The 24,124-nt window shown below is 72.6% G+C and carries 20 protein-coding genes and 1 tRNA gene; 5 read left to right on the top strand and 16 right to left on the bottom strand.

Going from position 1 to position 24,124, the window contains the following annotated elements:
* Positions 1-8: 8 nt before the first annotated feature.
* From ACF1DX_RS00350 to ACF1DX_RS00340, 3 genes are read left to right on the top strand one after another with little or no spacing between them, the layout of a single operon-like run.
* Complete coding sequence (locus ACF1DX_RS00350; RefSeq protein WP_391789705.1) at positions 9-1,277, top strand: betaine/proline/choline family ABC transporter ATP-binding protein; 1,269 nt, start codon at positions 9-11, stop codon at positions 1,275-1,277.
* On the top strand, positions 1,274-2,167 hold the full coding sequence (locus ACF1DX_RS00345; RefSeq protein WP_391789031.1) for an ABC transporter permease: 894 nt from the start codon (positions 1,274-1,276) through the stop codon (positions 2,165-2,167). Before ACF1DX_RS00350 ends, ACF1DX_RS00345 begins: the two co-directional genes overlap by 4 nt.
* Positions 2,164-3,132 carry a glycine betaine ABC transporter substrate-binding protein gene (locus ACF1DX_RS00340; RefSeq protein WP_391789030.1) on the top strand — a complete coding sequence of 323 codons (969 nt, stop codon included), beginning with the start codon at positions 2,164-2,166 and terminating at the stop codon, positions 3,130-3,132. Before ACF1DX_RS00345 ends, ACF1DX_RS00340 begins: the two co-directional genes overlap by 4 nt.
* On the opposite strand, the gene ACF1DX_RS00335 is transcribed toward ACF1DX_RS00340, so the two are convergent.
* The 6 genes from ACF1DX_RS00335 to ACF1DX_RS00310 all read right to left on the bottom strand — a co-directional run bounded on the left by ACF1DX_RS00335 (position 3,129) and on the right by ACF1DX_RS00310 (position 8,904).
* Complete coding sequence (locus ACF1DX_RS00335) at positions 3,129-3,920, bottom strand: S16 family serine protease (protein WP_391789029.1); 792 nt, start codon at positions 3,918-3,920, stop codon at positions 3,129-3,131. The two genes, ACF1DX_RS00340 and ACF1DX_RS00335, sit on opposite strands and share 4 nt — an antisense overlap.
* Positions 3,921-4,002: 82 nt before the next feature.
* Positions 4,003-4,644 carry an IclR family transcriptional regulator gene (locus ACF1DX_RS00330; protein WP_391789028.1) on the bottom strand — a complete coding sequence of 214 codons (642 nt, stop codon included), beginning with the start codon at positions 4,642-4,644 and terminating at the stop codon, positions 4,003-4,005.
* A gap of 276 nt (positions 4,645-4,920) precedes the next feature.
* Positions 4,921-6,714 carry a DEAD/DEAH box helicase gene (locus tag ACF1DX_RS00325; protein WP_391789027.1) on the bottom strand — a complete coding sequence of 598 codons (1,794 nt, stop codon included), beginning with the start codon at positions 6,712-6,714 and terminating at the stop codon, positions 4,921-4,923.
* 118 nt (positions 6,715-6,832) lie between these two features.
* Positions 6,833-7,207 carry a type II toxin-antitoxin system death-on-curing family toxin gene (locus ACF1DX_RS00320; protein WP_391789026.1) on the bottom strand — a complete coding sequence of 125 codons (375 nt, stop codon included), beginning with the start codon at positions 7,205-7,207 and terminating at the stop codon, positions 6,833-6,835.
* The gene (locus ACF1DX_RS00315; RefSeq protein WP_391789025.1) at positions 7,204-7,404 is read right to left on the bottom strand and encodes a hypothetical protein; all 201 of its coding nucleotides are present in this window, start codon (positions 7,402-7,404) and stop codon (positions 7,204-7,206) included. Before ACF1DX_RS00315 ends, ACF1DX_RS00320 begins: the two co-directional genes overlap by 4 nt.
* Positions 7,405-7,452: 48 nt before the next feature.
* Positions 7,453-8,904 carry an MFS transporter gene (locus ACF1DX_RS00310; protein WP_391789024.1) on the bottom strand — a complete coding sequence of 484 codons (1,452 nt, stop codon included), beginning with the start codon at positions 8,902-8,904 and terminating at the stop codon, positions 7,453-7,455.
* Positions 8,905-9,125: 221 nt separating this feature from the next.
* Here ACF1DX_RS00310 and ACF1DX_RS00305 point away from each other — a divergent pair.
* Positions 9,126-9,197, top strand: a tRNA-Cys gene (locus ACF1DX_RS00305).
* A gap of 161 nt (positions 9,198-9,358) precedes the next feature.
* Here the strand turns inward: ACF1DX_RS00305 and ACF1DX_RS00300 are convergent.
* From ACF1DX_RS00300 to ACF1DX_RS00255, 10 genes are all read right to left on the bottom strand, one after another.
* Positions 9,359-10,534, bottom strand: a complete 1,176-nt coding sequence (locus ACF1DX_RS00300) for an SUKH-4 family immunity protein (RefSeq protein ID WP_391789023.1) — start codon at positions 10,532-10,534, stop codon at positions 9,359-9,361.
* Positions 10,535-10,762: 228 nt separating this feature from the next.
* Positions 10,763-13,081, bottom strand: a complete 2,319-nt coding sequence (locus tag ACF1DX_RS00295; protein ID WP_391789022.1) for a xanthine dehydrogenase family protein molybdopterin-binding subunit — start codon at positions 13,079-13,081, stop codon at positions 10,763-10,765.
* Complete coding sequence (locus ACF1DX_RS00290) at positions 13,078-15,207, bottom strand: 2Fe-2S iron-sulfur cluster-binding protein (protein ID WP_391789021.1); 2,130 nt, start codon at positions 15,205-15,207, stop codon at positions 13,078-13,080. Before ACF1DX_RS00290 ends, ACF1DX_RS00295 begins: the two co-directional genes overlap by 4 nt.
* Positions 15,204-16,097: an FAD binding domain-containing protein gene (locus tag ACF1DX_RS00285; RefSeq protein ID WP_391789020.1), complete on the bottom strand. Its 894-nt coding sequence runs from the start codon at positions 16,095-16,097 to the stop codon at positions 15,204-15,206. Before ACF1DX_RS00285 ends, ACF1DX_RS00290 begins: the two co-directional genes overlap by 4 nt.
* Positions 16,098-16,418: 321 nt before the next feature.
* Positions 16,419-18,077 (bottom strand): beta-N-acetylhexosaminidase, encoded by a 1,659-nt coding sequence (locus ACF1DX_RS00280; protein ID WP_391789019.1) that lies wholly within the window; start codon positions 18,075-18,077, stop codon positions 16,419-16,421.
* A 1-nt stretch (position 18,078) separates the two neighbouring features.
* Positions 18,079-18,924, bottom strand: coding sequence for a carbohydrate ABC transporter permease (locus ACF1DX_RS00275; protein ID WP_391789018.1), 846 nt, complete (start codon positions 18,922-18,924; stop codon positions 18,079-18,081).
* 29 nt (positions 18,925-18,953) lie between these two features.
* Positions 18,954-19,940 carry a carbohydrate ABC transporter permease gene (locus tag ACF1DX_RS00270; protein ID WP_391789017.1) on the bottom strand — a complete coding sequence of 329 codons (987 nt, stop codon included), beginning with the start codon at positions 19,938-19,940 and terminating at the stop codon, positions 18,954-18,956.
* Positions 19,937-21,229, bottom strand: a complete 1,293-nt coding sequence (locus ACF1DX_RS00265; protein WP_391789016.1) for an extracellular solute-binding protein — start codon at positions 21,227-21,229, stop codon at positions 19,937-19,939. Before ACF1DX_RS00265 ends, ACF1DX_RS00270 begins: the two co-directional genes overlap by 4 nt.
* Positions 21,230-21,454: 225 nt before the next feature.
* Complete coding sequence (locus ACF1DX_RS00260) at positions 21,455-21,736, bottom strand: DUF3039 domain-containing protein (RefSeq protein WP_073931595.1); 282 nt, start codon at positions 21,734-21,736, stop codon at positions 21,455-21,457.
* Between the two features lie 30 nt (positions 21,737-21,766).
* The gene (locus ACF1DX_RS00255) at positions 21,767-22,339 is read right to left on the bottom strand and encodes a YqgE/AlgH family protein (RefSeq protein ID WP_391789015.1); all 573 of its coding nucleotides are present in this window, start codon (positions 22,337-22,339) and stop codon (positions 21,767-21,769) included.
* 254 nt (positions 22,340-22,593) lie between these two features.
* On the opposite strand from ACF1DX_RS00255, the gene murA reads away from it, so the two are divergent.
* Entirely contained in the window at positions 22,594-23,940 is a 1,347-nt protein-coding gene (gene murA / locus ACF1DX_RS00250; RefSeq protein WP_391789014.1) for a UDP-N-acetylglucosamine 1-carboxyvinyltransferase, read from the top strand.
* Positions 23,941-24,124 lie beyond the last annotated feature (184 nt).

Genomic DNA, 24,124 nt, shown 5'->3' with positions numbered 1-24,124 from the left:
CATCCGGTCTGCCTGATCCGCCTGATCCCGGGACATCCGGGACGGAGTCCCGGTCGGTCGGGGCGACCATCGAGCTGGAGGGTCTGACCAAGCGGTACCCGGGCAGTGCGCTGCCGGCCGTCGACAACGTCAGCATGGAGATCAGGGCGGGCGAGACGGTGATCTTCGTCGGCCCCTCGGGCTGCGGGAAGTCCACCACCCTGAAGATGATCAACCGGCTGATCGAGCCGACCGGCGGCCGGATCCGTATCGGCGGCGAGGACGTCACCGACATGGACCCGGTGCGGCTGCGCCGCAAGATCGGGTACGCGATCCAGGCGAGCGGGCTGTTCCCGCACATGACGGTGGCGCAGAACATCGCGCTGGTGCCGAGGATGCTGCGCTGGCCCGCGGCCCGGGTGCGGGAGCGGGTGGAGGAGATGCTGGACCTGGTCGGTCTGGACCCCGGCGAGTTCCACGGCCGCTATCCGCGCCAGCTCTCCGGCGGCCAGCAGCAGCGGGTGGGCGTGGCGCGGGCGCTGGCGGCGGACCCGCCGGTGCTGCTGATGGACGAGCCGTTCGGCGCGGTCGACCCGATCACCCGGGACCACCTCCAGGACGAGCTGATCCGGCTCCAGCGGGAGCTGCACAAGACGATCGTCTTCGTCACCCACGACTTCGACGAGGCGATCAAGATCGGCGACCGGATCGCGGTGCTGCGCGAACGCTCCCACATCGCCCAGTTCGACACCCCGGAGGCGATCCTCACCCACCCCGCCGACGACTTCGTGTCGGGGTTCGTCGGCGCCGGGGCCGCGCTGAAGCGGCTCAACCTGACCCGGGTGCGGGACGTGGAGATCACCGACTATCCGACGGTGACCGTCGACGACCCGATCCAGCACATCTTCGACCGGCTGCGCTCCAGCGGCCACAACGAGATCCTGCTGCTCGACAAGCGGGGCCGCCCCTACAAGTGGCTCCGGCGCGGCGACATGACGCTCGCCAAGGGTTCGCTGGCCCGCGCGGGCACCCTGGTGCACGACACGGTGACCCGGGACGCGACGCTGCGGGACGCGCTGGAGGCGGTGCTCACCGACAACACGGGGCGGGTCGCGGTCACCGGGCGGCGCGGCGCGTACGAGGGGGTCGTGGACGTGGAGACGCTGATGAACTCCGTGCACGAACTGCTGGAGGCGGACCGCCTGGAGGCGATGGACGCCCAGCACGACCTCGAGGAGCAGCGGTCCGCGCAGACGCACGCCGAGCAGGAGGGCTTCGGCGGGGAGGCGAAGGCGTGAGGGCCTCGGCTTCCGGCTCCTCCGGTTCCTCCGGCTCCTCCGGGCGGCGGCCCGAGGGCGAGCACGAGGTACGGGGGCATGTCTTCCGGGACGAGGGCGGCGGAGCGCCCGACGAGGCGGAGGCCCCTCCCCCGCCCCCGGCCGTGAAGCCGCCCCGGGTGACCTGGCGGAAGCTGACGTTCCTGCCGGTGGTGCTGATCGCCGTGCTGCTCGCGACCTGGCTCTGGTTCGAACAGGCCGACCTCGACGCGCTCACCCGGAACGCGTTGTCGAACGGGCAGGTGTCCAAGGCGCTGTGGCAGCACATCCAGCTCACCGTGATCTCGACGTTCTTCGTGCTGGTCATCGCGATCCCGCTGGGCGTCCTGCTCACCCGCCGCATGTTCCGCAGAGCAACCCCGGCGGCGATGGCGCTGGCCAACATGGGCCAGGCGACCCCGGCGATCGGTCTGCTGGCGCTGCTGGTGATCTGGCTGGGCATCGGCCGCAGGGCGGCCCTGATCGGCATCATCGCCTACGCCGTGCTGCCGGTGCTGTCCAACACCATCGCCGGGCTGAAGGCCAACGACCCGACGCTGCTGGAGGCGGCGCGCGGCATCGGCATGTCCCCGCTGGGCGTGCTCACGCGGGTGGAGCTGCCGCTGGCCGTCCCGCTCATCCTGGCGGGTGTGCGGACGGCGCTCGTGCTGAACGTCGGCACGGCGACGCTGGCCACCTTCGGCGGGGGCGGAGGACTCGGCGTACTGATCACCACCGGCATCACCAGCCAGCGGATGCCGGTGCTGGTGGTGGGCTCGGTCCTCACCGTCGTCCTCGCGCTGCTGGTGGACTGGCTGGCCTCCCTGGCGGAGCTGCTGCTGCGGCCGCGGGGTCTGGAGGCGGGCCCATGAGCCGGCGTCTCCGTCTGTTCCTGGCCGGGGCGCTGCTGGCGGCGGCCCCGGGCTGCGGGCTGACCAGCGGCTCCCCCATGGCCGACGACGTGGAGCCCGGCTCGATCGGCAAGGGGAGGCCGCTGGAGGGCGCGGAGCTCACCGTCACGTCGAAGGAGTTCACCGAGCAGCTCATCCTCGGCGCGATCATGGGCATCGCCTTCCAGGCGGCGGGCGCGGAGGTCGTCGACCGGACCGGGATCCAGGGCTCGGTCGGCTCCCGGGAGGCGGTCGTCAAGGGCGAGGCGGACGCCGGGTTCGAGTACACGGGCACGGCCTGGATCACGTACCAGGGCAACAGCAGGCCGATCCCGGACCCCCGCGAGCAGTGGGAGGCGGTGCGGGACGCGGACGTGAGGAACGGGGTGACCTGGCTGGAGCCGTCGGAGCTGAACAACACCTACGCCCTCGCCATGAGCCAGGCGAACCACGAGAGGTACCGCACGCGGACCCTCTCCGAGGTGGCGGAGCTGGCGAAGTCCGATCCGGGTGCGGTGACGCTGTGCGTGGAGGGCGAGTTCGCCAACCGCGCGGACGGACTGCCGGGCATGGAGAAGGCGTACGGCATGGACATCCCGGCGCGCGACGTCACGCAGATGGACACCGGGATCATCTACACCCAGACGGCCAAGGGCGCCTGCGCGTACGGCGAGGTCTTCACCACCGACGGGCGGATCAAGTCCATGAACCTGGTGGTGATGGAGGACGACAGGAAGTTCTTCCCCAACTACAACGCGGCGCCGACGGTCAACACCGAGACGTTCGAGAAGTGGCCGGCCATCGCGGAGGTGCTCGCCCCGGTGACGGCGAAGCTCGACAACACGGTGGCGCAGGACCTCAACGCGAGGGTGGACGTCGACGGGGAGGACCCGCACCAGGTGGCGCTGGACTGGATGGTGGAGGAAGGGTTCGTCAAGGAGGGCTAGCAGGCGGGGACCTTGCCGGGGGCCTTCTCCAGGGCGATCAGGGCGTCGACGGCGCTCTTGAGGGTGGTGACCGGGACCAGGCGCAGTCCCTCGGGGAGTTCGGCCCGCGCGTCGGAGCACTCGGCCTTCGGGACCAGGAAGACGGTGGCGCCGTCCCGCCTGGCCGCCTGCGTCTTCAGGGGTACGCCGCCGACCGCGCCGACGGTGCCGTCCGCGTCGATCGTGCCCGTACCGGCGACGACCCGGCCGCCGGTGAGGTCGCCGCCGCTGCCGTCGCCGTTCAGCTTGTCGACGATGCCGAGGGAGAACAGCAGGCCGGCACTGGGGCCGCCGACGTCGGCGAGCTCGAGACCGACCTCGATGTCGTCGTCCTCGCGGTTCAGGTAGTTCAGGGCGGCCCGGGTGGCCTCGTCCTGGGACTCCTTCATCTGCTCGCGGTTGTACCGCTCGATCTCCTTGACGCTGTCACCGCTGGGGTAGACGGAGTCGCGGGGCATGACCGCCTGGTCGGTGCTGAACCAGCTGTCGATGACGTCCGGGAGGCCGACGCGGGTGTCCGGGGAGGTCGCCTCGATCGTCGTCATCCGCAACTGCCCGCTGGTCCTGCGGACGGGGGTGCCGTCGATCGTGATGACCTGCGTCCCCTTGTTCTCCCCGAGCACGTCGGCGGTCAGCCCGGGCTGCGCGATGGAGAAGGGCAGCGGGGCGAACGCGGCGGTGGCCAGCAGGGCGACGACGGGGGCGGCCAGGGCGGCGAGGGCTTGGGGACGCGTGAGGCGGGAGAGCACGAAGTCAATCTAACGTGCTGCAGCTATGGGCATCCGTGCCGCCTGACGTGCCGCCCCAGCGGCACGACCGCCCGCAGCCACGTCAGCGCAGCGCCTCCGCCACTTCCCGGGCCGCGTCCATCACCCGTGTGCCCACCCGTTCCGGGACGGCCTCCGCCAGCATCACCACGCCCACGCTGCCCTCGACCCCCGTCACCCCCAGCAGCGGCGCCGCCGCCCCGCACGCGCCCGCCTCCAGCTCCCCGTGCGTCAGCGTGTACCCCGGCTCGTCCGCCGTCCGCTGCCGGGCGGCGAGGATCGCCTTCCCGGCGGCCCCCCGTTCCAGCGGATGCCGGAAGCCGGCCCGGTACGCCACGTGGTAGTCCGTCCACGACGGCTCCACCACGGCCACCGCCAGCGCCTCCGCGCCGTCGACCAGCGTCAGGTGCGCGGTCGCGCCGATGTCCTCCGCCAGCGACCGCAGGGCCGGCATCGCCGCCTCCCGCACCAGCGGGTGCACCTGCCGGCCCAGCCTCAGCACACCCAGCCCGACCCGGGCCCGTCCGCCCAGGTCACGGCGTACGAGAGCGTGCTGCTCCAGCGTGGCGAGCAACCGGTAGACAACAGTCCGGTTCACGCCCAGTTTGTGGGATAGCTCGGTGACGGTCAGCCCGTGGTCCGTATCGGCCAGCAGCTTGAGGACACGCAGTCCCCTGTCGAGCGTCTGAGAGGTCTCCGCGGTCACGACGCCCACTCCTTAGTGGTGAGGTCGGCGGCCCCCTCGCGGCAGAGGCGTCACCGAGTCCCGTCGGTCACGCGCTTCAGAGGCCGCCGATCGGCCGGCGGCCCGGACGTGATCCGGGCACAGTCGCTTCACGGCTGCGCTCCGCGGCGGCGCTGCCACGGGGCGTGTGCGTAGCGTGACAGTAGCGAGCCGGTTCGGTCAGCGGAAGGCTCCGTCCAGAATCCGGTCATTCTCACAGAGAAGTGGTTCCGTTTGTCCTCATACGTGCACACGGTGTCATCGCATGCGCGTAGCCCACTCCTGTACCTTTTCGATCCGCTGGCGCAGCTGTCCCGCCGTGGCCTCGGCCGAGGGCGGGCCGCCGCAGACCCGGCGCAGCTCGGTGTGGATCACGCCGTGCGGTTTGCCGCTCTGGTGGACGTACGCGCCGACGAGGTTGTTGAGCCGCTTGCGCAGCTCCATCATCTCCTTGTGGGAGACCACGGGCCGCCGCTCGGCGGGCAGTTCGAGCAGATCCGCCTCGGTGTCCGGCTTCTTGCGGCTGTGCGCGATCTGCCGGGCCTGCCGCTTCTGGAGCAGTAGCTGCACCTGGTCGGGTTCGAGGAGTCCGGGGATGCCGAGGTAGTCCTGCTCCTCGTCGCTGCCGGGGTGGGCCTGCATGCCGAACTCGGCGCCGTTGTACATCACCCGGTCGAAGACGGCATCGGACTCCAGCGCCTCGAAGGGCAGCATGTCCTGCTCGCCGGTGTCCTCGTCCTGCTCCCGGTTCGCCTCCTCCATCTCCTTCTCGGACTCGGCGTAGGGGTCCTCCTCACCCTCCTTCTTGGGCTTGTCGAGGACGTGGTCGCGCTCGCGCTCCATCTCGTTGGCGAAGCCGAGCAGGTCCGGGATGGTCGGCAGGAACACGGACGCGGTCTCGCCGCGCCGCCGTGACCGTACGAAACGGCCGACGGCCTGGGCGAAGAACAGCGGGGTGGAGATGGTGGTGGCGTACACGCCGACCGCGAGGCGGGGGACGTCGACGCCCTCGGACACCATGCGGACGGCGACCATCCAGCGGTCGGTGCCGGCGCTGAACGTGTCGATGTTCTTCGACGCGCCGGCGTCGTCGGACAGGACGACGGTGGCCTTGCTGCCGGTGATCTCGCGGATCAGCTTGGCGTAGGCCCGCGCGGAGTCCTGGTCGGCGGCGATGACGAGGCCGCCGGCGTCCGGGATGGCCTTGCGGACCTCGGTGAGGCGCTGGTCGGCGGCGCGCAGCACGGCCGGCATCCACTCGCCGCGCGGGTCCAGCGCGGTGCGCCAGGCCTGGCTGACGGCGTCCTTGGTCATGGGCTCGCCGAGGCGGGCGGCGATCTCGTCGCCCGCCTTGGTGCGCCAGCGCATGTTGCCGCTGTACGACATGAAGATGACGGGGCGGACGACGTTGTCGGCGAGGGCGGAGCCGTAGCCGTAGGTGTAGTCGGCGGACGAGCGCCGGATGCCGTCGTCACCCTCCTCGTACGTCACGAAGGGGATGGGGTTGGTGTCGGAGCGGAACGGCGTACCGGTGAGCGCGAGCCGCCGGGTGGCCGGCTCGAACGCCTCCAGGCAGGCCTCGCCCCACGACTTGGAGTCACCGGCGTGGTGGATCTCGTCGAGGATGACGAGGGTCTTGCGCTGCTCGACGCGGTTGCGGTGCAGCATGGGGCGCACTCCGACACCGGCGTACGTGACGGCGACGCCGTCGTACTCCTTGCCGAGCGGGCCCGCGCTGTACTCGGGGTCGAGCTTGATGCCTATCCGCGCGGCGGCCTCGGCCCACTGCTTCTTCAGGTGCTCGGTGGGCGCGACGACGGTCACCTGCTGCACGACGTGGTGGTGCAACAGCCAGGACGCCAGCGTCAGCGCGAAGGTCGTCTTGCCGGCGCCGGGGGTGGCGACCGCCAGGAAGTCCCGGGGCTGCGTCTGGATGTACTTCTCCATCGCCCCCTGCTGCCAGGCGCGCAGCTTGCCGGCGGTGCCCCAGGGGGCACGTCCGGGAAAGGCCGGGGACAGGTGGTGCGAGGCGGTGCCGGCGGTGGTAGTCACGATCTCCGGTGGGGTGGCTCGGGTGACGCGGCTGCGTATGACAACCGGGCCACCCTACCGATGGCCCGGAGGTGCCGACGCCGCTACACGACCGCACCACCCGAGGGTGGGACCCACATCACAACCGTCCCAGCCGCTCTGCGATCCCCCTCACATCGCTCGCCGCCCCGGAGGCCACATCGACGACCAGCGTGTACGCCGTGTCCTGGTCCACGCCGACGAGGTCGACGCCGTTCACCGCGAGGAAGGTGGCGGTGGCCAGCCAGGCGGTGCGTTTGTTGCCGTCGACGAACGGGTGGTTCGTCGCGATGGCGTGGAGGAGCGCCGCGGCCTGCTCGTACAGGTCCCCGTACGCCGTGGTGCCGAACATGCGGGCGCGTGGGCGGTGCACCGCCGAGGCGAGCAGCCCCGGCGCCCGGGTCTCGGGCGGCTGCCCGCCGAAGGCGACCTCGGCGATGGCGGTGACCTCGTCGACTGTGAGGTGCCGGGTCATTCGCCGAGCCTCCTCAGCAGCTCGGCGTGCTCCCGCGCGATGCGCTCGGCGACGGCACGTACCAGCCTGCCCTCCTCGTGCAGGTGGCGGCGCAGCGCTTCCCGTGCGATCTCCTCCGGGGCGCGGTCCTGTGCGTCCGCGAGGTCGTGGAGAGCTTGGTGCACATCGGGGTCGAGACGGAGAGCCAGTTCGGACATGGCAGGAGACTACTGTCGGCGATCACCTGGTGACGACCGGTTTGCGGATCAACGCTCCCGCACCCGCACAGCCACCCACACCCCCGCCAGCGCCACCGCCGCCATCGGCAGGAACACCGCCGCGAAGGCGGCCGGGTGGGAGCCGGTGGCCTCCGTCGCCGCGTGACTGACCGTGCCGCCGCCGAGGGCCGCGAAGGCGGCGCCTCCCGCGGCCAGCAGAAGGACGTTGGACAGGCCGTCGGAGATCTGGAGGGCGGCGGAGTTGGTGCCGGCCTCCTCGGGGGCGGAGAGCTTGAGCAGCATGACGCTGGTGGAGGAGATCACCAGGCCCATGCCGAAGCAGCCGAAGGCCCAGGCGACCGCGACCGTCCAGGCGGGCACGGCCTCGATCAGCACGCTGGGGGCCGCCGCGATCGCCGCCGCCACCAGCACCATGCCGAGGGCCATCAGGCGTTCCCGGTACGACTCCAGACGGGGCCGGGACTGGACCCAGGAGCCCAGCGCCCAGGTGCCGCCGCCCGCCGCGAGGGAGAAGCCGGCGAGGGTGGGGCTGAGGCCGCGCTGGGTGACCAGCATCAGCGGGACGAAGGACTCCGCCGCGATGAAGGAGCCGGCGGCGACCCCGCGCAGCAGGACGACCGAGGGCAGCCCGCGCGCCGCGCGGTAGGTGCCGTGCGGGAGGAGGCCGAGCACGGCCGGGACCAGCAGGGCCACCCCCAGCGCGCCCGGCAGCAGGGACATCCAGCGCAGGTCCTGGGCGGCGTACTGGAGCAGGCCCGCGCCCAGCGAGATCGCCAGGGCCAGCCGGATGCGGCGGCCGTCGAAGGAGGCGGGCTCGTCCGCGTCCCCGTTCACCGGGCCGGACGCCAGGCGCCGTATCTGCGGCAGCGCGAGCGCCAGCGGGAACACCACGAGCACCGGGATGCCGAGGAACACCCAGCGCCAGCCGATGTGCTCCGTCACCGCGCCGGAGGCCAGCGGGCCGACGATCGACGGCACCACCCAGCTCGCCGCGAACGCCGCCATGATCGCAGGCCGCAGCCGCTCCGGGTAGGCCCGTCCGACGATCACGTACAGCGCGACGATCACCAGTCCGCCGCCGAGTCCCTGCACGGCCCGCCCCAGGATGAACAGCCACATCGCCCCGGCCGTCCCGGCGAGCAGCAGCCCGGCCGCGAAGGAGGCGATGCCCCAGGTCAGCGGTGCGAGCGGGCCCCGGCGGTCGGACCACTGGCCGGACAGCACCATGCCGAAGAGGCTGGTCGTGAAGTACCCCGAGAACGCGAACGCGTACAGCGGCACCCCGTCCAGCTCCCGCGCCGCCACCGGCATCGCCGTGCCCACCGCCGTCGCCTCGAAGGCGATCAGCAGCACCACGGAGACGATGCCGATGCTCAGCGCCCGGTAGGGGCCGCTCAGCACGGTCTCGTCGGGGGCGGCGGCCGGAGAGGGGGCGGCGGGCTCGGTGACATCGGTGTCACGCGGGTTCGGGGCGGTCATGACCGCCAGCGTAAGGGCCACGGCACGGTTTGACCCCTGTCGGGGGTCGGGGCCGGCACCGGGACCTTGGTCGTAGGACCGGCGCCGTCATTCATGAACGGCGTGTGGCGGTCGCATTGCGGCCCCCGGCCTTCCCTTCCCCGCCACGCCCGGCCCCCCGTACGGTCATCACACCGGTTCGGAACGGCGAGGCGCCCCACGCGGCGCCCGGCCACCGACACGGCCGTGTGCCCGAGTGGCCCAGGGACTCGCCTGCAAAGCGAGGTACGCGGGTTCAATTCCCGCCACGGCCTCCCCACGGGGCGGGGTGCTCTCCAGAGCACCCCGCCCCTCCGCGTCAGCACCCTCAGGGGCGCGGGGCTGTGTCGACATGCGGCTCCGCCGCGCGGGCGCGACCCGCCACGACGGCACCGCAGCCGACCAACGGCACAACGACCGCCCCCGAAGCGGAGCGCTACAGCACACCGCCCGCCTCGTCCTGGAACAGCTCCGTCCAGTAGTGCCAGTCCGTGTCGGGCGTCGTCCCCGTCGGGTCGATGGACGACAGCACCTGCAACATGGTCAACGCCAGCTGGTCGTACGTATCGCTGGTCAGCGCATGCCCCGACGCCTCGTCGATGGCGTGCTCGCGGTGGAGCAGCCACAGCGTGAAGGCGAGCGTGGAGATGTCCGTGTTCAGCGGCGACAGGACGCAGTCCGTCTCGCTCCAGCTGAGGACCGCTCCCGTCGCTCCGTCGACGACCAGCGCGGTGTCCTCGATCAGATACCCCAGGCGTATCAGGTGCCCGGCGCGCGCGGGCGGCAGCGCGTCGGCCGGCTCGCGTTCGTCCGCGTAGTACTCCGCGAGGGTGCGCAGCGGCAGGTCGGTGTCCAGCTGGAAGAGGAAGCCGTCCTCCGGCAGGCCCGTCTCGCGCAGGAAGCGGCGGGTCGGCTCGTGCGCGAGCGTCGCGGGGAAGTCGACCTCCTCGAAGCGGACCACTCCGCCCCGGCCGAACTCGTCGTCCAGCAGGCGCAGGGGGAGGTCCAGGGCGAGGCCCGAGGCCGTGCCGGGGCCCGCCACCAGGGCCAGCGGCCTGATCAGCGCGGCCATCCGCCAGAACGGCGCCGGCTCGCCGTCCGTGCCCTCCTCGAAGACCGCCAGGAGCTGCCGGGAGGCCTCCGCGACCGCCTTGGTGCCGTACCGGCCCGCGTAGGCGGCGAACTGACCGCGCAGGCCGGCCAGTTCGTCCGTCGCCGCCGCGAACCGCACCAGCGTCGGCAGGGACGGGGCGAGCGGGCGGCGGTCCATCAGGTCGGGGCGGTCGGGGAGGAGGAACGTCGTGGACACCTCGCCGGTCGCCCCGTCGAGCAGCACCGACTCCGTCTCCAGAGCGGCCGGGCCCAGCAGTCCGCCAATGACCAGCTGGTCCCGCAGCTCCGCGGAGAGCCGGCCGCCGGGGCCGTCCGTCGAGTCGCCCACCGTGCGCGGGCCGCCGGGCCGCGCCAGCTCCGCGAAACCGAACAGGCCGCTGTCGGAGGGCAGTCCGGGACCGGTCAGCCAGTCGCGCGTGGGCGCGTGCGTGATGAAGGGATCGAGGCCGGCGCCGGTGAGTGTGATCGCCGTCGCGACAGCGGTGTCGGTCGTGCTCATGATTCCCCCGCGATACGTGTGCTCGGTCCCGGGCCCGCGAACGTACCGCCCCGGGCAGGACGGCCCGGCCCTTCCGGACCCGTCAGCCGTCCCCCACTTCTCGGAACACTACGCGGCACCACTGACAACGCCCCGGACCGAGGGCGGCGGACGCGACGCCCCCGTCACACAAGACGCCTGAATGACCGTTCGCGTTGCCTCCCCCGGGAGAATCACCCGGAACGACGCTCAGCCCCCGGCCGTCACCACCGCGGCCTGCGGCCGGATCGGCAGCCGGTTCACCGGGCGGCCCGTGGCGGCCCGCACGGCGGACGCGATCGCCGCCGGCGAGGTCACCACCGGCACCGCGCTGACCGCCTTCGCGCCGAACGGCGCGACCACGTCCCGCTCCTCGACCAGCTTCACGATGTGGACGTCCGGCGCGTCCAGCGCCGTCGGGAGGGCGTAACCGGTCAGGTCGGGGTGGCGGACCAACCCGCGCGGCGTGCGCAGGTTCTCGGTGAGCGCGGCGCCCAGGCCCTGGGTCACGCCCGCCTCGATCCGGGCGGCCAGCTGCGCCGGGTTCAGCACCCGGCCCACGTCCTGGGCGACCGCCAGCTCCACGACCCGTACCGAGCCGAGCTCGATGTCGACGTCGACCACCGCGCGGATGGCGCAGAAGGACATGCCGACGAAGGCGTCGCCCTGACCGGAGGCGTCCAGCGGCTCCGTCGGGTGCGGGCGGCACTGGGCGGTGGCCCACAGCTCCTTGCCGTGCAGCTCCTCGGCCACGGTCGTGGACAGCACACCGTCGTACGAGGTGATCTTGCCGTCGGTGATCTGGAGCAGCTCGGTGGACATGCCGAACTTGTGCGCGAGGGGCTGGAGGAGCTGGGTGCGGACCATCTTCGCCGCGCGCTCCACCGCGCCGCCCGACACCCACGTGTGCCGGCCCCGGCAGCCCGGTCCCGCCGGGGGCTGGTCGGTGTCGACGGGCACCACGTGCACCTCGTCGACGCCGAGGGTCTCCTGGACGATCTGCCGGGCCAGCGTCGAGAAGCCCTGGCCGCTCTCCACGGCCGCGCACAGCACCGTCGCCACGCCGCCCTGGACCCGCACGGTGGCCGTGGACACCTCGTCCGCGCCCTCCGCGCCGAGCATGTGCACCATGCCGAGGCCGTAGCCCACGCCCCGGCGCACCGCGCCCGGTTCGCCCGCGCCCTCGGGGCCGCCGGGCAGCAGCCACTCGTCCTCGGGGGTGTCCTTGGGCAGCGGCGGCAGCGGGAAGTCCCGGACCGCCTCCAGGAGTTCCGCGACCGGGGCCGGGCAGGTCACCGTCTGGCCGGTGGGCAGGACGTCGCCGGTGGCCATCACGTTGCGCAGCCGCAGCTCCGCCGGGTCGACGCCGAGCTTCTTGGCCAGCTTGTCCATCTGCGCCTCGTAGGCGGCGCACACCTGCATCGCGCCCTCGCCGCGCACATGGCCGGAGGGCGGGTTGTTGGTGCGCACGGCCCAGCCCTCGATGAAGGCGTTGGGCACGACGTACGGACCGCAGGCGAAGGCGACGGCGGCGGCCAGGGCGTCGGAGGAGGTGTCGGCGTAGGCGCCCGCGTCGAGCAGGATCTGCGCCTCGACCTTCACCAGCCTGCCCTCGGCGTCGGCGTGGTGGCGGTAGCGCAGCAGCGTGGGGTGGCGGTGGGTGTGGCCGAGGAAGGACTCCTCGCGCGTGGCGGCGAGTTTCACCGGGAGGCCGGTCTTCAGCGCCAGCAGGCCGAGCGGGAGCTGGAAGCCGCGGTCCTCGCGGTCGGCGGTGGCGCCGGGCACCCCGGTGACGACGACCTTCACCCGGTCGGGTGCCAGGCCGAACGCGGCGGCGGCGGTGTCCCGGTCGCCGTGCGGGTCGGTGGAGGCCAGGTACAGCTCGACGCCGCCGTCCGGGCGGGGCACGGCGAGACCGGCCTCGGCGCCGATGGGGGCGGGGTCCTGGCGGCCGATGCGGTACAGGCCCTCGACGACGATCTCGCCGGCCGCGTCGGGGTCGCCGTGGCGCAGCGGGATGTGCCGGATCAGGTTGCCGTCGGGGTGCAGCGGTTCGGCCTCGAACGCCTGCTCGGGGTCGGTCACCGGGTCGAGCACCTCGTACTCGACGATGACGGCGGCGGCGGCCATCCGCGCGGTGTCGGGGTGGTCGGCGGCGACGGCCGCGATGGGCTCGCCGTGGTGGCGTACGACCTCGGAGGCGAAGACCGGGCGGTCGGCCGTGCCGCGGCCGTGCAGCGGGTCGCCGGGGACGTCCTCGTGCGTGACCACCGCGCGGACGCCGGGCATCTCCCGCGCGTGGGTGGTGTCGATGGACACGATGCGCGCGTGCGGGTGCGGCGAGCGCAGCACGGCCGCCCACAGCAGGCCCTCGGCCCACAGGTCGGCGGCGTACGGGAAGGTGCCCTCGGTCTTGGCGCGGGTGTCGGCGGCCGGGAGGGAGACGCCGAGCCCGTGCGGGAGCGGTTCCGGCTCGGGGGCGGCCTCCGCGGCCCGTACGGCCTGCGCGGTGGCTGCTTCGTCGGTCACGCCTGGCCTCCGTCCTCGCCGTACGGCTGGTCATGGGGCTGCTCGTCGGGTCCGGGGGTGCCGAACGCGGCGGGGTTGACGCCGCCGGCGCCGGGGCCCGCCTGGTGCGGGATGCGGGGCGGTTCCGCCTCGTCGTCGGAGTCGTCCTCGTCGGAGGCGGCGTACGCCTCGCGTTCGGCGACGACCTCCTGGACGGCGTTCACCACGCCCCGGTAGCCGGAGCAGCGGCAGAGGTTGCCGCACAGGGCCTGGCGGGTCTCCAGCTCGGTGGGCGCCGGGTTGCCCTCCAGCAGGTCGTGCACGGTCATCGCCATGCCCGGCACGCAGAAGCCGCACTGCACGGCGCCACACCGCGCGAGCGCCCGCTGCACGTCCGAGGGATGGCCGTCCCGGGCCAGTCCCTCGACGGTACGGACCTCGCTGCCGGCCGCGGTGACGGCCGGGACCAGGCAGGACGCCACGAGCCGGCCGTCGACCTGCACGTTGCAGGCCCCGCACTCGCCCTGGGAGCAGCCGTCCTTGGCACCGGCGAGACCGAGCCGTTCGCGCAGCACGTAGAGCAGCGACTCGCCGATCCAGGCGCCGGTGACGGGCCGGTCGGTGCCGTTGACGCGGAGCACGTAGGAGGCGAGGGGGTGGTCGTCGTGCGGTGCGACCGGCTCGCCCCGGCCGTCCGGGGCGTCCGGAGTGTCCGGAGTGTCCGGGGCGTCCGGAGTGTCCGGGGCGTCCGAAGCGCCGGGTGCCGTGCCGGTGTCCGGGGACCCGGGGTCGGCGGGCCCTGTCGCCGGTTCCGCGTCCGGAGCGGGCTCGGCGGGGCCCGCGGAGGGCTCCGACGGGCCCTCGGCGGCCTCGGGGGCCCCGTGGGTGTCCTCGGCGGCCTCGGAGCCCTCACCGGCCCCGGGAGCGGGCTCCGGGGCGTCCTGGACGCCGGGGTGCGGGTGCTCCCGGGGTCCGGCCGAGGCGCCCTCGGCGGCCTCCGCTCCGGACTGCCACCGCGGCTCCGCGTACCCCCCGGCGGCGAACGGCTGGGGAACACCGGCGTGCCCGGACGGCTGCCGGGGCGCGGGACCGTCGCCCCGGCCGCCGGGCTCGCCGTGGAACTCCGCGGTGTGAGCGGGCGTGCCCGGGGGCTCCGGCGCGGGGCCGGCGTCCGGCCGCCCGTGAGCGGCATCCGCTCCGGGCCGCTCCGGCGTGTGCTCGCCGGCCGGCTGTACGGGCGTGCCCTGGGCCGGCGTCCCGCCGTACACGTCCTGGCCCGCGGGGGTCTCGTCCCGGTTGCCGGGCTCGGCGTACGGCTGTACGGGCGTGCCCTGGGCCGGCGTCCCGCCGTACACGTCCTGGGCCGCGGGGGCCTCGTCCCGGTTGCCGGGCTCGGCGTACGGCAGTGGTTCGGCGGCGGGCAGGGGCTGTCCGCCGTACGCGACCGCGCCGGGCGGCTGCTGGGGGGCGTCGGTGTGGGGCCGGGGACCGGGTTCCCGCGGGTCCCGCGCGGGGGCGTGTTCGCCGCCCCGCGGCTCCTGGTCCTCGTCCTGCGGGACCCCGGGCACGCCGGGCCCCCACGGGCGGCCGATGGCCTCCGTGGGCGCCCAGGGGGCGGGGGCGCCGCCCGGCAGGGTGGCCGGCGGGGTGCCGCCCCACTGCTCGACCAGGGAGGACGTGGTGAACTCGCCCGACTCGTCCGGCAGGTCGCCGTCGGCCACGGGGATCGACCACTGGCCGGTGACGTCGTGCCCCGGCGCCTGGTTCTCCGCGGCCGGCTCCTCGAAGGCCCACTGCCCGGTCGCGCCGGGGTTGTACGTGAACCGGTCCCCCGGTGCCGCGCCCGCCCCGGGAGCCTGCGGGTCGTGCCACTGGGCGCCGTCGACGGGCGCGCCGGGCACTCCCCAGGAGCCGGTGGCGGCCGGGTCGGTGCCCGCGCCGGCCGCCGGGTCGACCGTGATCTGCGGCGGCACGTAGCCGTGGCCGGGCGCGGCGAGCGGGCTCTCCATGGCGTCCAGCAGGGCGTCTATGCCGCCCTCGGGGAGGTTCACGAAGGCCGTGGCGCCGTCGTCGTAGTCGCCCTGGGGCAGCGGGTCCCAGCGGCTGCCGCCCGGGGGCGTGCCCTGTCCGTGCTGGTCGTCGGTCACGACAGCGCCCTCCCCAGTGCTCGTCGGGCCAGCGCGGCGACGGTGCGCCGCAGGTGCAGTACCGCGGGCGGAAGCGGTGGGACGGTGCCGTCCTCGCCGGGGGCGGCGTCGGGGATGCAGGCCGCGGCGACGTACTCCCCGAACGCCTCCAGTGCCTCGGGCACGATCGCGCGGTTGTTGTCCCAGTCGATGAGCTGCGCGACCCACTGCTCGGCGTCCAGGGGCCGCAGCGGCATCGGCGCTATGGCGCCCACCGCGCAGCGCACGCCGCGGCGGGCCGGGTCGAGCACGAGGGCGACGGAGGCGACCGCGCGGCCGGGGCCGGTGCGGCCGGTCGCCTTCAGGAAGACCTGGGGGGCGTGCAGCAGCGGCACGCGCACGTAGCCGATGAGTTCGCCGGGGCGCAGCAGGTCCATTCCGGCCAGCAGGTGCGACACCGGGAGTTCGCGGCGGACTCCGCCCGGGCCCGCGATGATCAGCGTCGCCTCCAGCGCGGCCAGCACCGGCAGCGCGTCCCCGGTGGGGGCGGCGGAGGCGATGTTGCCGCCCAGCGTGCCCGCGTTGCGGATGTGCGGCGGTCCGGCCGCCCGCGCGGAGGCGGCGAGCGCCGGGATGAGGGCGGCGAAGTCGGGGCGGCCCATGCGCGCGTGGGTGAGACCGGCGCCGAGCAGCGCGTGCCCGTCCAGGTACTGCCAGCCGCGGATCTCGCTGATCTTGCCGAGGCCGACCAGCGCGGCGGGCCTGAGCTGCCCGGAGTTGACGGCGGCCATCAGGTCGGTGCCGCCCGCGACGGGCACGGCGGCGGGCATCGCCGTGAGGGCCGCCACGGCCTCGTCGAGTGTCGTGGGCAGCGTCACGGCCTGCGCCGCCTGCGGTGCGTGCGTACTCAAGTCCGGCTGCCCCTTCCCGCTGCCCCACCTGGTCCCACCTGTGCTGCCGTACCGTACGGCCTGACAGGGCGGACGTGGCAACTCTGGCACATCTTGGCAGGTGCCGAGGACGGGGGTCCGCTAGGAGGCATTCGCCCACCTCACCCCGGACGTGGTCGATTTCGCCCCACATCACCGATGCGCTCGGGATCGACACTCTTCGGTGACTTTTCCACCCGTTTCGCATGACCCGTTCGGCACGGGCCGAACAGGTGCGCACACCCCGTTCGGGTTCCCGGCGCCGGGCGGGCCGCCCCGCGCCGGGAACCCGGAACGGGCCGGCTACAGGCCCGGCGGCGGGCCGTCGATCGGGCGCCCCAGGATGCCCGGACGCCGCTGCCAGGGCAGCGGTCCGGTGGGCGGCCGGTAGGCGACCCCGAGGGCGTCCAGGCGCCGGTAGTGGGCGGTCATCCGCCGCTCGAAGCCGGCGAAGTCCCGGTCGGCGGGGGCGGGCAGATCGCTCCAGGCGACCTCACAGAGCGCGGCGAGCCGGGGGAACGTCTGGTAGTCGACCCGCCCCGGGTCCTCCATCACCTCGGTCCACACGTTGGCCTGGGTGCCCAGCACCCGCGCGGCCTCCTCGCCGGTCAGCTCCGACGGCACGGGCTCGAACCGGTAGACGTCCTCCAGGGTGCGCACGTACCCGATCGGCACCGGCTCGTCGGGGCCCGCGTCCTGACGGTAGTCCAGGTACACGTACTGCTGGGGGCACATGACCACGTCGTGCCCCGCGCGGGCGGCGGCGACCCCGCCGGAGTAGCCGCGCCAGGACGACACCGCGGCGCCCGGTGCCAGGCCGCCCTCCAGGATCTCGTCCCAGCCGATCAGCCGCCGCCCCCGCGCGGCGAGCCACTTGTCGAAGTGCCCGATGAACCAGGACTGGAGCGCGTCCTCGTCCGGCAGTCCGAGGTTGCCGATCTGTTTCTGCGCGGCGTCCGACGCGCGCCACTGGTCCTTGAGGCATTCGTCGCCGCCGATGTGCACGAACGGCGAGAACGGGCCGGCGTCCGCGGGGAAGAGTTCCAGGACTTCCTCGAGCACCCCTTCGTAGAAGCGCAGGGTGTTGTCAGTGGGGGCGAGTACGTTCGGATTGATCCCCCAGGTGTCCCAGACGGTCAGGGAGGCGGTGTCGATGACATCGGAGTTGCCGAGTTCCGGATACGCGGCGATGGCGGCCTGCGAGTGGCCGGGTACGTCGATTTCCGGGACCACGCTGATATGCCGCTCGGCGGCGTAGGCGACGATCTCGCGGATGTCGTCCCGGGTGTAGTGACCGCCGTGCGGCCTGTCGTCCCACAGCGGTGAGGCGCGGTGGCCGATTTTCGTCCGGGCGCGCCAGGATCCGGTCCCGGTGAGCTTCGGATACCGCTGGATCTCGATGCGCCAGCCCTGGTCGTCCGTCAGGTGGAAGTGGAGGACGTTGAGTTTGTGCGCCGCCATCAGATCGAGATAGCGCAGCACGCCTTCCTTGGGCATGAAGTGCCGGGCGACGTCGAGCATGAGTCCGCGCCAGCGGAAGCGGGGCGCGTCGTCGATGATCTGGTGCGGGATTCCACGGGTGATGCCGGGCCGCACGGGCGCCTTGCGGAAGGCGTCCGGCCCGAGCAGCTGGCGCAGGCTCTGGGCGCCCCAGAAGACACCGGCGGCGCTCCCGCCGGTGATCTCGATGCCCCAGTCGGTGACGACGGCGAGGCGGTAGGCCTCGGGGTCGAGCGTGTCGTCGACGCGCAGCCGCAGGCTGTCGCGGGTGTCCTCGGGGCCCGGCCGCAGCGGCAGCCCCAGGGCGGGTCCGAGTGTGGAGCGCAGCCAGCGTTCGGTGGTTTCCGTACCGGGCCCGGCCCACAGGGTGGTGGCGGGGGTCAGTTCGACACCGCAGCGCATCGGCCCCTCCACGGCCCGGGGCGCGGGGACGAGGTCAGTGGTCGAGGTCACGTCGGTCATGTCAGTCCTTTACCGCGCCGCCCAGTCCGGAGACCAGACGTCGCTGTACGAGTACGAAGAAGACCAGTACCGGAATCGTCATCACCGTGGACGCCGCCATGACCCCGCCCCAGTCCGGCTCGTCGGGTTTGTAGAAGACCAGCAGCGCCATCGGCAGGGTCGACTGCGAGATGTCGCTGATGATGAAGGACTTGGCGAACAGGAAGTCGTTCCAGGTGGAGATGAACGAAAACACGCTGGTGGCCACGAGGCCCGGCAGGACGAGCGGGAAAAGGATCTGCCGGAGAAAGCGGGCGCGGCTCGCCCCGTCGATGTAGGCGGCCTCCTCCAGCGCCTGTGGAACGGCCTTCACGAACCCCCGCAGCATCCAGATCGCGAAGGGCAGGGAGAACGCGATGTGCGGCAGGATCAGCGACCACAGCGTGTTCAACTGGCCGAAGTCCCGCATGACGAAGAACAACGGGATGGTCAGCGCCTCCACGGGCACCATCTGGGCCACCAGAAACATGATCAGCAAGGTGGTCCGCAGCCGGAACCGGAATCGCGTCACGGCGGTCGCGGCGAGAAAGGCGATCAGCGCGGAGGCGATCACCACGGCGAGAGCGACGACGACGCTGTTGAGGAAGTACCGGCCGAATTCCTGCTGTCCGAACACCCGCCGGAACGAGTCCAGTGTGGGCGCGAGCGTCCAGGGCCGCGGCTCGGCCGACTCGATCTCCCCGGCCGGTTTGAAGGCGCTCAGCACCATCCAGTACAGCGGGAAGGCCACCACGGCGGCGGTCAGCAGCGCCGCGGACTCGGCCGCCAGCCGCCCCGGACGCCGTACGGACCGGCGCACAGGATTCACCCGGGGTTTCCCGTTCCTGCTCACAAGGCTCACAGTTCCTCCCCCTGGCGGCGCAGCAGCCGCAGGTACACCAGCGTCACGGCGAGCAGGATCAGCAGCATCACCACGCCGATCGCCGCGCCGAGGCTGTACTGCGAGGACGCGAACGCCTGCTGGTAGGCGTAGACGTTCAGGACCAGGTTCTGGCCGGCGATGCCCCCGCCGTTCGTCATGACGTAGATCTGGGTGAAGACCTTGAAGTCCCAGATGACCGACTGGATGGTGACGACGACCAGGATCGGCCGGAGCATCGGCGCGAGCACCGAGCGCCAGATCCGCCACTGCGAGGCCCCGTCCAGGGAGGCGGCCTCCAGCACTTCGGAGGGTACGGCGCGGATCCCGGCGTAGACCGTCACCATCACGAACGGGAAGGAGCACCAGACCACTTCGAGCAGGACGAGGAAGAAGGCGCTGAACCGCCCGTACGTCCACGAGTGGTCGCCGAGCCCCAGCACCCGGTTGACCGGCCCGAAGTCGGCGTCGAAGAGGAACAGCCAGACCGTGGACCCGGTGATCGCCGGGGTCGCCCACGCGCCGAGCGCGGCCAGCATCAACGCCAGCCGCGGCACGGCCCGCACGCGGGTGAGCAGCACGGCGAGCGCGCACCCCACGGCCAGCGTGCCGGCCACGCAGGCCGCCGCGAACACCACGGTGGCCAGCAGCACCTCCCAGAACCGCGCGTCCCCGAAGAGCTCGGCGTAGTTCCCGAACCCCTCGAAGGTGGTCGGCTCCCCACCGCTGACCTGCGCCTGGGTGTAGTGGAAGAGCGAGATCAGCCCGAGTTGATAGACGGGGTAGGCGAGCAGCCCCCCGAGGACGACCAGAGCGGGCGCGAGATAGAGCCAAGGGGTGCTGGAGCCCCGAAAGGGGCGCGGGGCTGTACTGGATCCGCGGCTGCCGCCGCGTGGGCGCGAGGAACCACGGACCACCCGCACCCGCCCGGGCTTCACAGCCCTCGAACTCGTAGGCACGGTCATCCGGCGGATCCGAACGCCTCGTTCATCTTCTTCGCCGCGTCCGCCGAGGCGGCGGCCACGCTCTTCCTACCGCTCACGACCTCCTGGAACATCGTCGGCAGCACCAGCGACGAGTCGATCCGCGCCCACGCCGCCGAAGCCGGCACGAACTTCGTGTCGGCCGCCAGCGTCTCGACGAACGGCTTCACGAAGGCCTCCTTCGCGGCCACCTGCTCCCGCACGTCGGAGAAGGTGGGCAGGAACCCCATGCCCTCGAAGAGCGCGCCCTGCGCCTCCTTCGACGCGAGCCGCTTCATCAGGTCGACGGCGAGGGTGCGGTGCGAGGTGGACTTCAGCACGCCGAGGTTGTTCCCGCCGGCGAACGCGGGGGCGATGGACCCGGCCTCGACGCCCGGCAGCGGCACGACGGCGTACTTGCCCTTGACCTTCCCGGCCTCGACGGCCGCGTGGCTGAAGTCGCCGCCGATCGCCATGGCCGCCTTGCCCGCGGCGAAGGCGGTCACCGTGTCGTTGCCGCCCATCCCGGCGCACTTGGCGGCCGGGCAGTTGTCGTCGCCGAAGAGGGAGGCGTACGCCTCGATGCCCTTGCGGGATGCGGCGCTGTCGATGGCGGAGGCGTACGAGCCCTCCTTGCCGGTGGCGAGTTCGCCGCCGTGGGCCCAGATGAAGGGCATCGCGCCGTAGGTGTAGGCGCCGCCGACCGCGATGCCGTACAGCCCGGGCCTGGCGGTGTGGATCTCCTTCGCGGTGGAGATCAGTTCGGCCTGGGTCCTCGGGACGTCGAGGCCGAGTTCGTCGAAGACGTCGGTGCGGTAGTAGAGCGCGCGGACGCCGACGAAGTACGGGGCTCCGTAGACCTTGCCGTCGACGGTGACCGACTGTCTGGCGGTCGGGTCGGTGTCCTTGGCCTCGTCCCAGGCGCCGAACTCCTCGGTGATGTCGGCGAGTCCGCCGTCCTTCACGTAACCGGCGGTGTCGGTGTTGCCGTACTCGATGAGGTCGGGCGCGGACTTCGGGTCGTTGAAGGCGGCCTTGATGCGCTGGGCGCGGGTCTCGACGGGGATGTACTCGACGGTGACGTCGGTGTCGTCGTGTGCCTTCTCGAACGCGGTGAGGACGGAGTCGACGACCTGTTCCTTGGGCTTGTTGTTGACCTCCTGGAAGAGCCAGACGCGGAGCGTGCCGGTCTTCTCGTCCTTGTCGGAGGAGGAGGTGCCGGAGGTCTGGGGTGCGCAGGCGGCGGTGGCGAGGACGGCCGCGACGGCGACCAGGCGGGCGGACAGCTTCATGGAGTTGCTCCTCCGAGCGCGTTGCAACATACGCAATGGCGGTTTCGCTGTGCACAACACACCGGAGGTTAGGGACTGGGTGAACCGCGCCACAAGAGGTCTCCACCACTCCGTGACCGGCGGACGCACCCTGCGCAACGCGCGGACAGCGCAAAGGCCCCCAGGGCACGCAAAGCGCACCCCGGGGGCCTGAGAGGACCGGACCGACGGAGGGGAGGGGACGGACTACTTGTCGCCCTTGCCCTTGTCGTCGCCGCCGGCGCCCATGGACTCGTAGATCTCCTTGCACATGGGACACACCGGGTACTTCTTCGGGTCGCGGCCGGGCACCCACACCTTGCCGCACAGCGCCACGACGGGGGTCCCGTCGAGGGCACTCGCCATGATCTTGTCCTTCTGGACGTAGTGGGCGAAGCGCTCGTGGTCACCGTCGCCGTGGGAGGTCTGCGGCGTCGGCTCGACGAGGGTCCCCGTACCAGTCCCGCGCTCGGGCTCAAGAGTGCTCATAACTGCCAAGGGTACTGAAGCCCGCACGCATCAGTTGAGCGACGGGTCGTCCGGATACGTGGCCACCATCGCCAGCTCGTTGCGCTGGCGGCGCAGCACCTCGCGCCAGAGCCGCTCCGGGGACGGGGAGGAGACGTCACCGGGCTCCGACTCCACGACGTACCAGGCACCGTCCACCAGCTCGTCCTCGAGCTGGCCGGGACCCCAGCCGGCGTACCCGGCGAAGATGCGCAGCGAGCCGAGGACGGAGGCGAGCAGCTCCGGCGGGGCCTCCAGGTCGACCAGCCCGATCGCGCCGTGCACCCGGCGCCAGCCCAGCGGCGCGGCCTCCGCGGCCGTACCGCCGGGAACGACGGCGACCCCGAGGGCCGAGTCCAGCGACACCGGACCGCCCTGGAAGACGACACCCGGTTCGCCGGCCAGGTCCGCCCAGCCCTCCAGGATGTCGCCCACGTCCACCGGCGTCGGACGGTTGAGGACGACACCGAGGGAGCCCTCCTCGTCGTGGTCGAGGAGGAGCACCACCGCGCGGTCGAAGTTCGGGTCCGCCAGGGCGGGAGTGGCCACGAGCAGCCGCCCTGTGAGCGAGGACACCTCGGTCATGCCAGACATGATCCCGCATCTCGCTCCCGCGTGGGGAGGCAACGGGGGTACGCGAGTGAACGCAGCTCAGGGCGGACCGGAGCACGCCCGGCGCACGGCGGGGGCGGTGACCCCGCGTGCCCGGCGACGAACCCTCCGTACTGTGACAGACCCATGACGTTCCGGAGCCCTCCTCGGGCTTACGGAAGGGGGGCCGGGGGCGATTACCCTTTCCCTTCTGGCCCCTGCCCCACTCCCCACGGAACGCGAGATTCATGACCGTCAACGACGTCGATGACGTACTGCTTGTCCACGGCGGGACCCCGCTGGAGGGCGAGATCCGTGTCCGCGGTGCGAAGAACCTCGTACCGAAGGCCATGGTCGCCGCGCTGCTGGGCAGCGCACCGAGCCGCCTGGGCAACGTCCCTGACATCCGCGACGTCCGGGTCGTACGGGGTCTGCTGCAACTGCACGGCGTGACGGTCCGTCCGGGCGAGGAGCCCGGCGAACTGGTGCTCGACCCCACGCACGTGGAGAGCGCCAACGTCGCTGACATCGATGCCCACGCCGGTTCCTCGCGGATCCCGATCCTGTTCTGCGGCCCGCTGCTGCACCGGCTCGGGCACGCGTTCATCCCGGGCCTCGGCGGCTGCGACATCGGCGGCCGGCCCATCGACTTCCACTTCGACGTACTGCGGCAGTTCGGCGCGACGATCGAGAAGCGGGCGGACGGCCAGTACCTGGAGGCCCCGCAGCGGCTGCGCGGCACCAAGATCCGGCTGCCGTACCCCTCGGTCGGCGCGACCGAGCAGGTGCTGCTCACGGCGGTCCTCGCGGAGGGCGTCACCGTGCTGTCCAACGCGGCGGTGGAGCCGGAGATCGAGGACCTGATCTGCGTCCTGCAGAAGATGGGCGCCATCATCGCGATGGACACCGACCGGACCATCCGCGTCACCGGTGTGGACAAGCTCGGCGGCTACACCCACCGTGCCCTGCCCGACCGCCTGGAGGCCGCCTCCTGGGCGTCCGCGGCGCTGGCGACCGAGGGCGACATCTACGTCCGCGGCGCCCAGCAGCGCTCGATGATGACGTTCCTGAACACCTTCCGGAAGGTCGGCGGCGCCTTCGAGATCGACGACCAGGGCATCCGCTTCTGGCACCCCGGCGGGCAGTTGAAGTCCATCGCGCTGGAGACGGACGTGCACCCGGGCTTCCAGACGGACTGGCAGCAGCCGCTGGTGGTCGCGCTGACCCAGGCGACGGGCCTGTCCATCGTCCACGAGACGGTCTACGAGTCCCGGCTGGGCTTCACCTCCGCGCTCAACCAGATGGGCGCGCACATCCAGCTCTACCGCGAGTGCCTGGGCGGCTCCGACTGCCGCTTCGGCCAGCGCAACTTCCTCCACTCGGCGGTCGTCTCGGGCCCGACGAAGCTCCAGGGCGCGGATCTGGTCATCCCCGACCTGCGCGGCGGCTTCTCCTACCTCATCGCCGCCCTCGCCGCCCAGGGCACCTCCCGCGTCCACGGCATCGGCCTGATCAACCGCGGCTACGAGAACTTCATGGAAAAACTCGTGGAACTGGGCGCGAAGGTGGAACTCCCGGGCAAGGCCCTGGGCTGATCCCGCCCACCACGCCACCCCGGCCCCGGCAACACCGCCCCGGCTGGGGGTCCGGGGGTCGCCCCCCGGAAGGACACAGCATGGAAAAGCTCGTGGAACTGGGCGCGAAGGTGGAACTCCCGGGCAAGGCCCTGGGCTGATCCCGCCCACCACGCCACCCCGGCCCCGGCAACACCGCCCCGGC

The sequence above is a fragment of the Streptomyces sp. NPDC014676 genome, assembly GCF_043084105.1.
Taxonomy (GTDB): domain Bacteria; phylum Actinomycetota; class Actinomycetes; order Streptomycetales; family Streptomycetaceae; genus Streptomyces.
This window is presented reverse-complemented; position numbering and strand designations above follow the sequence as displayed.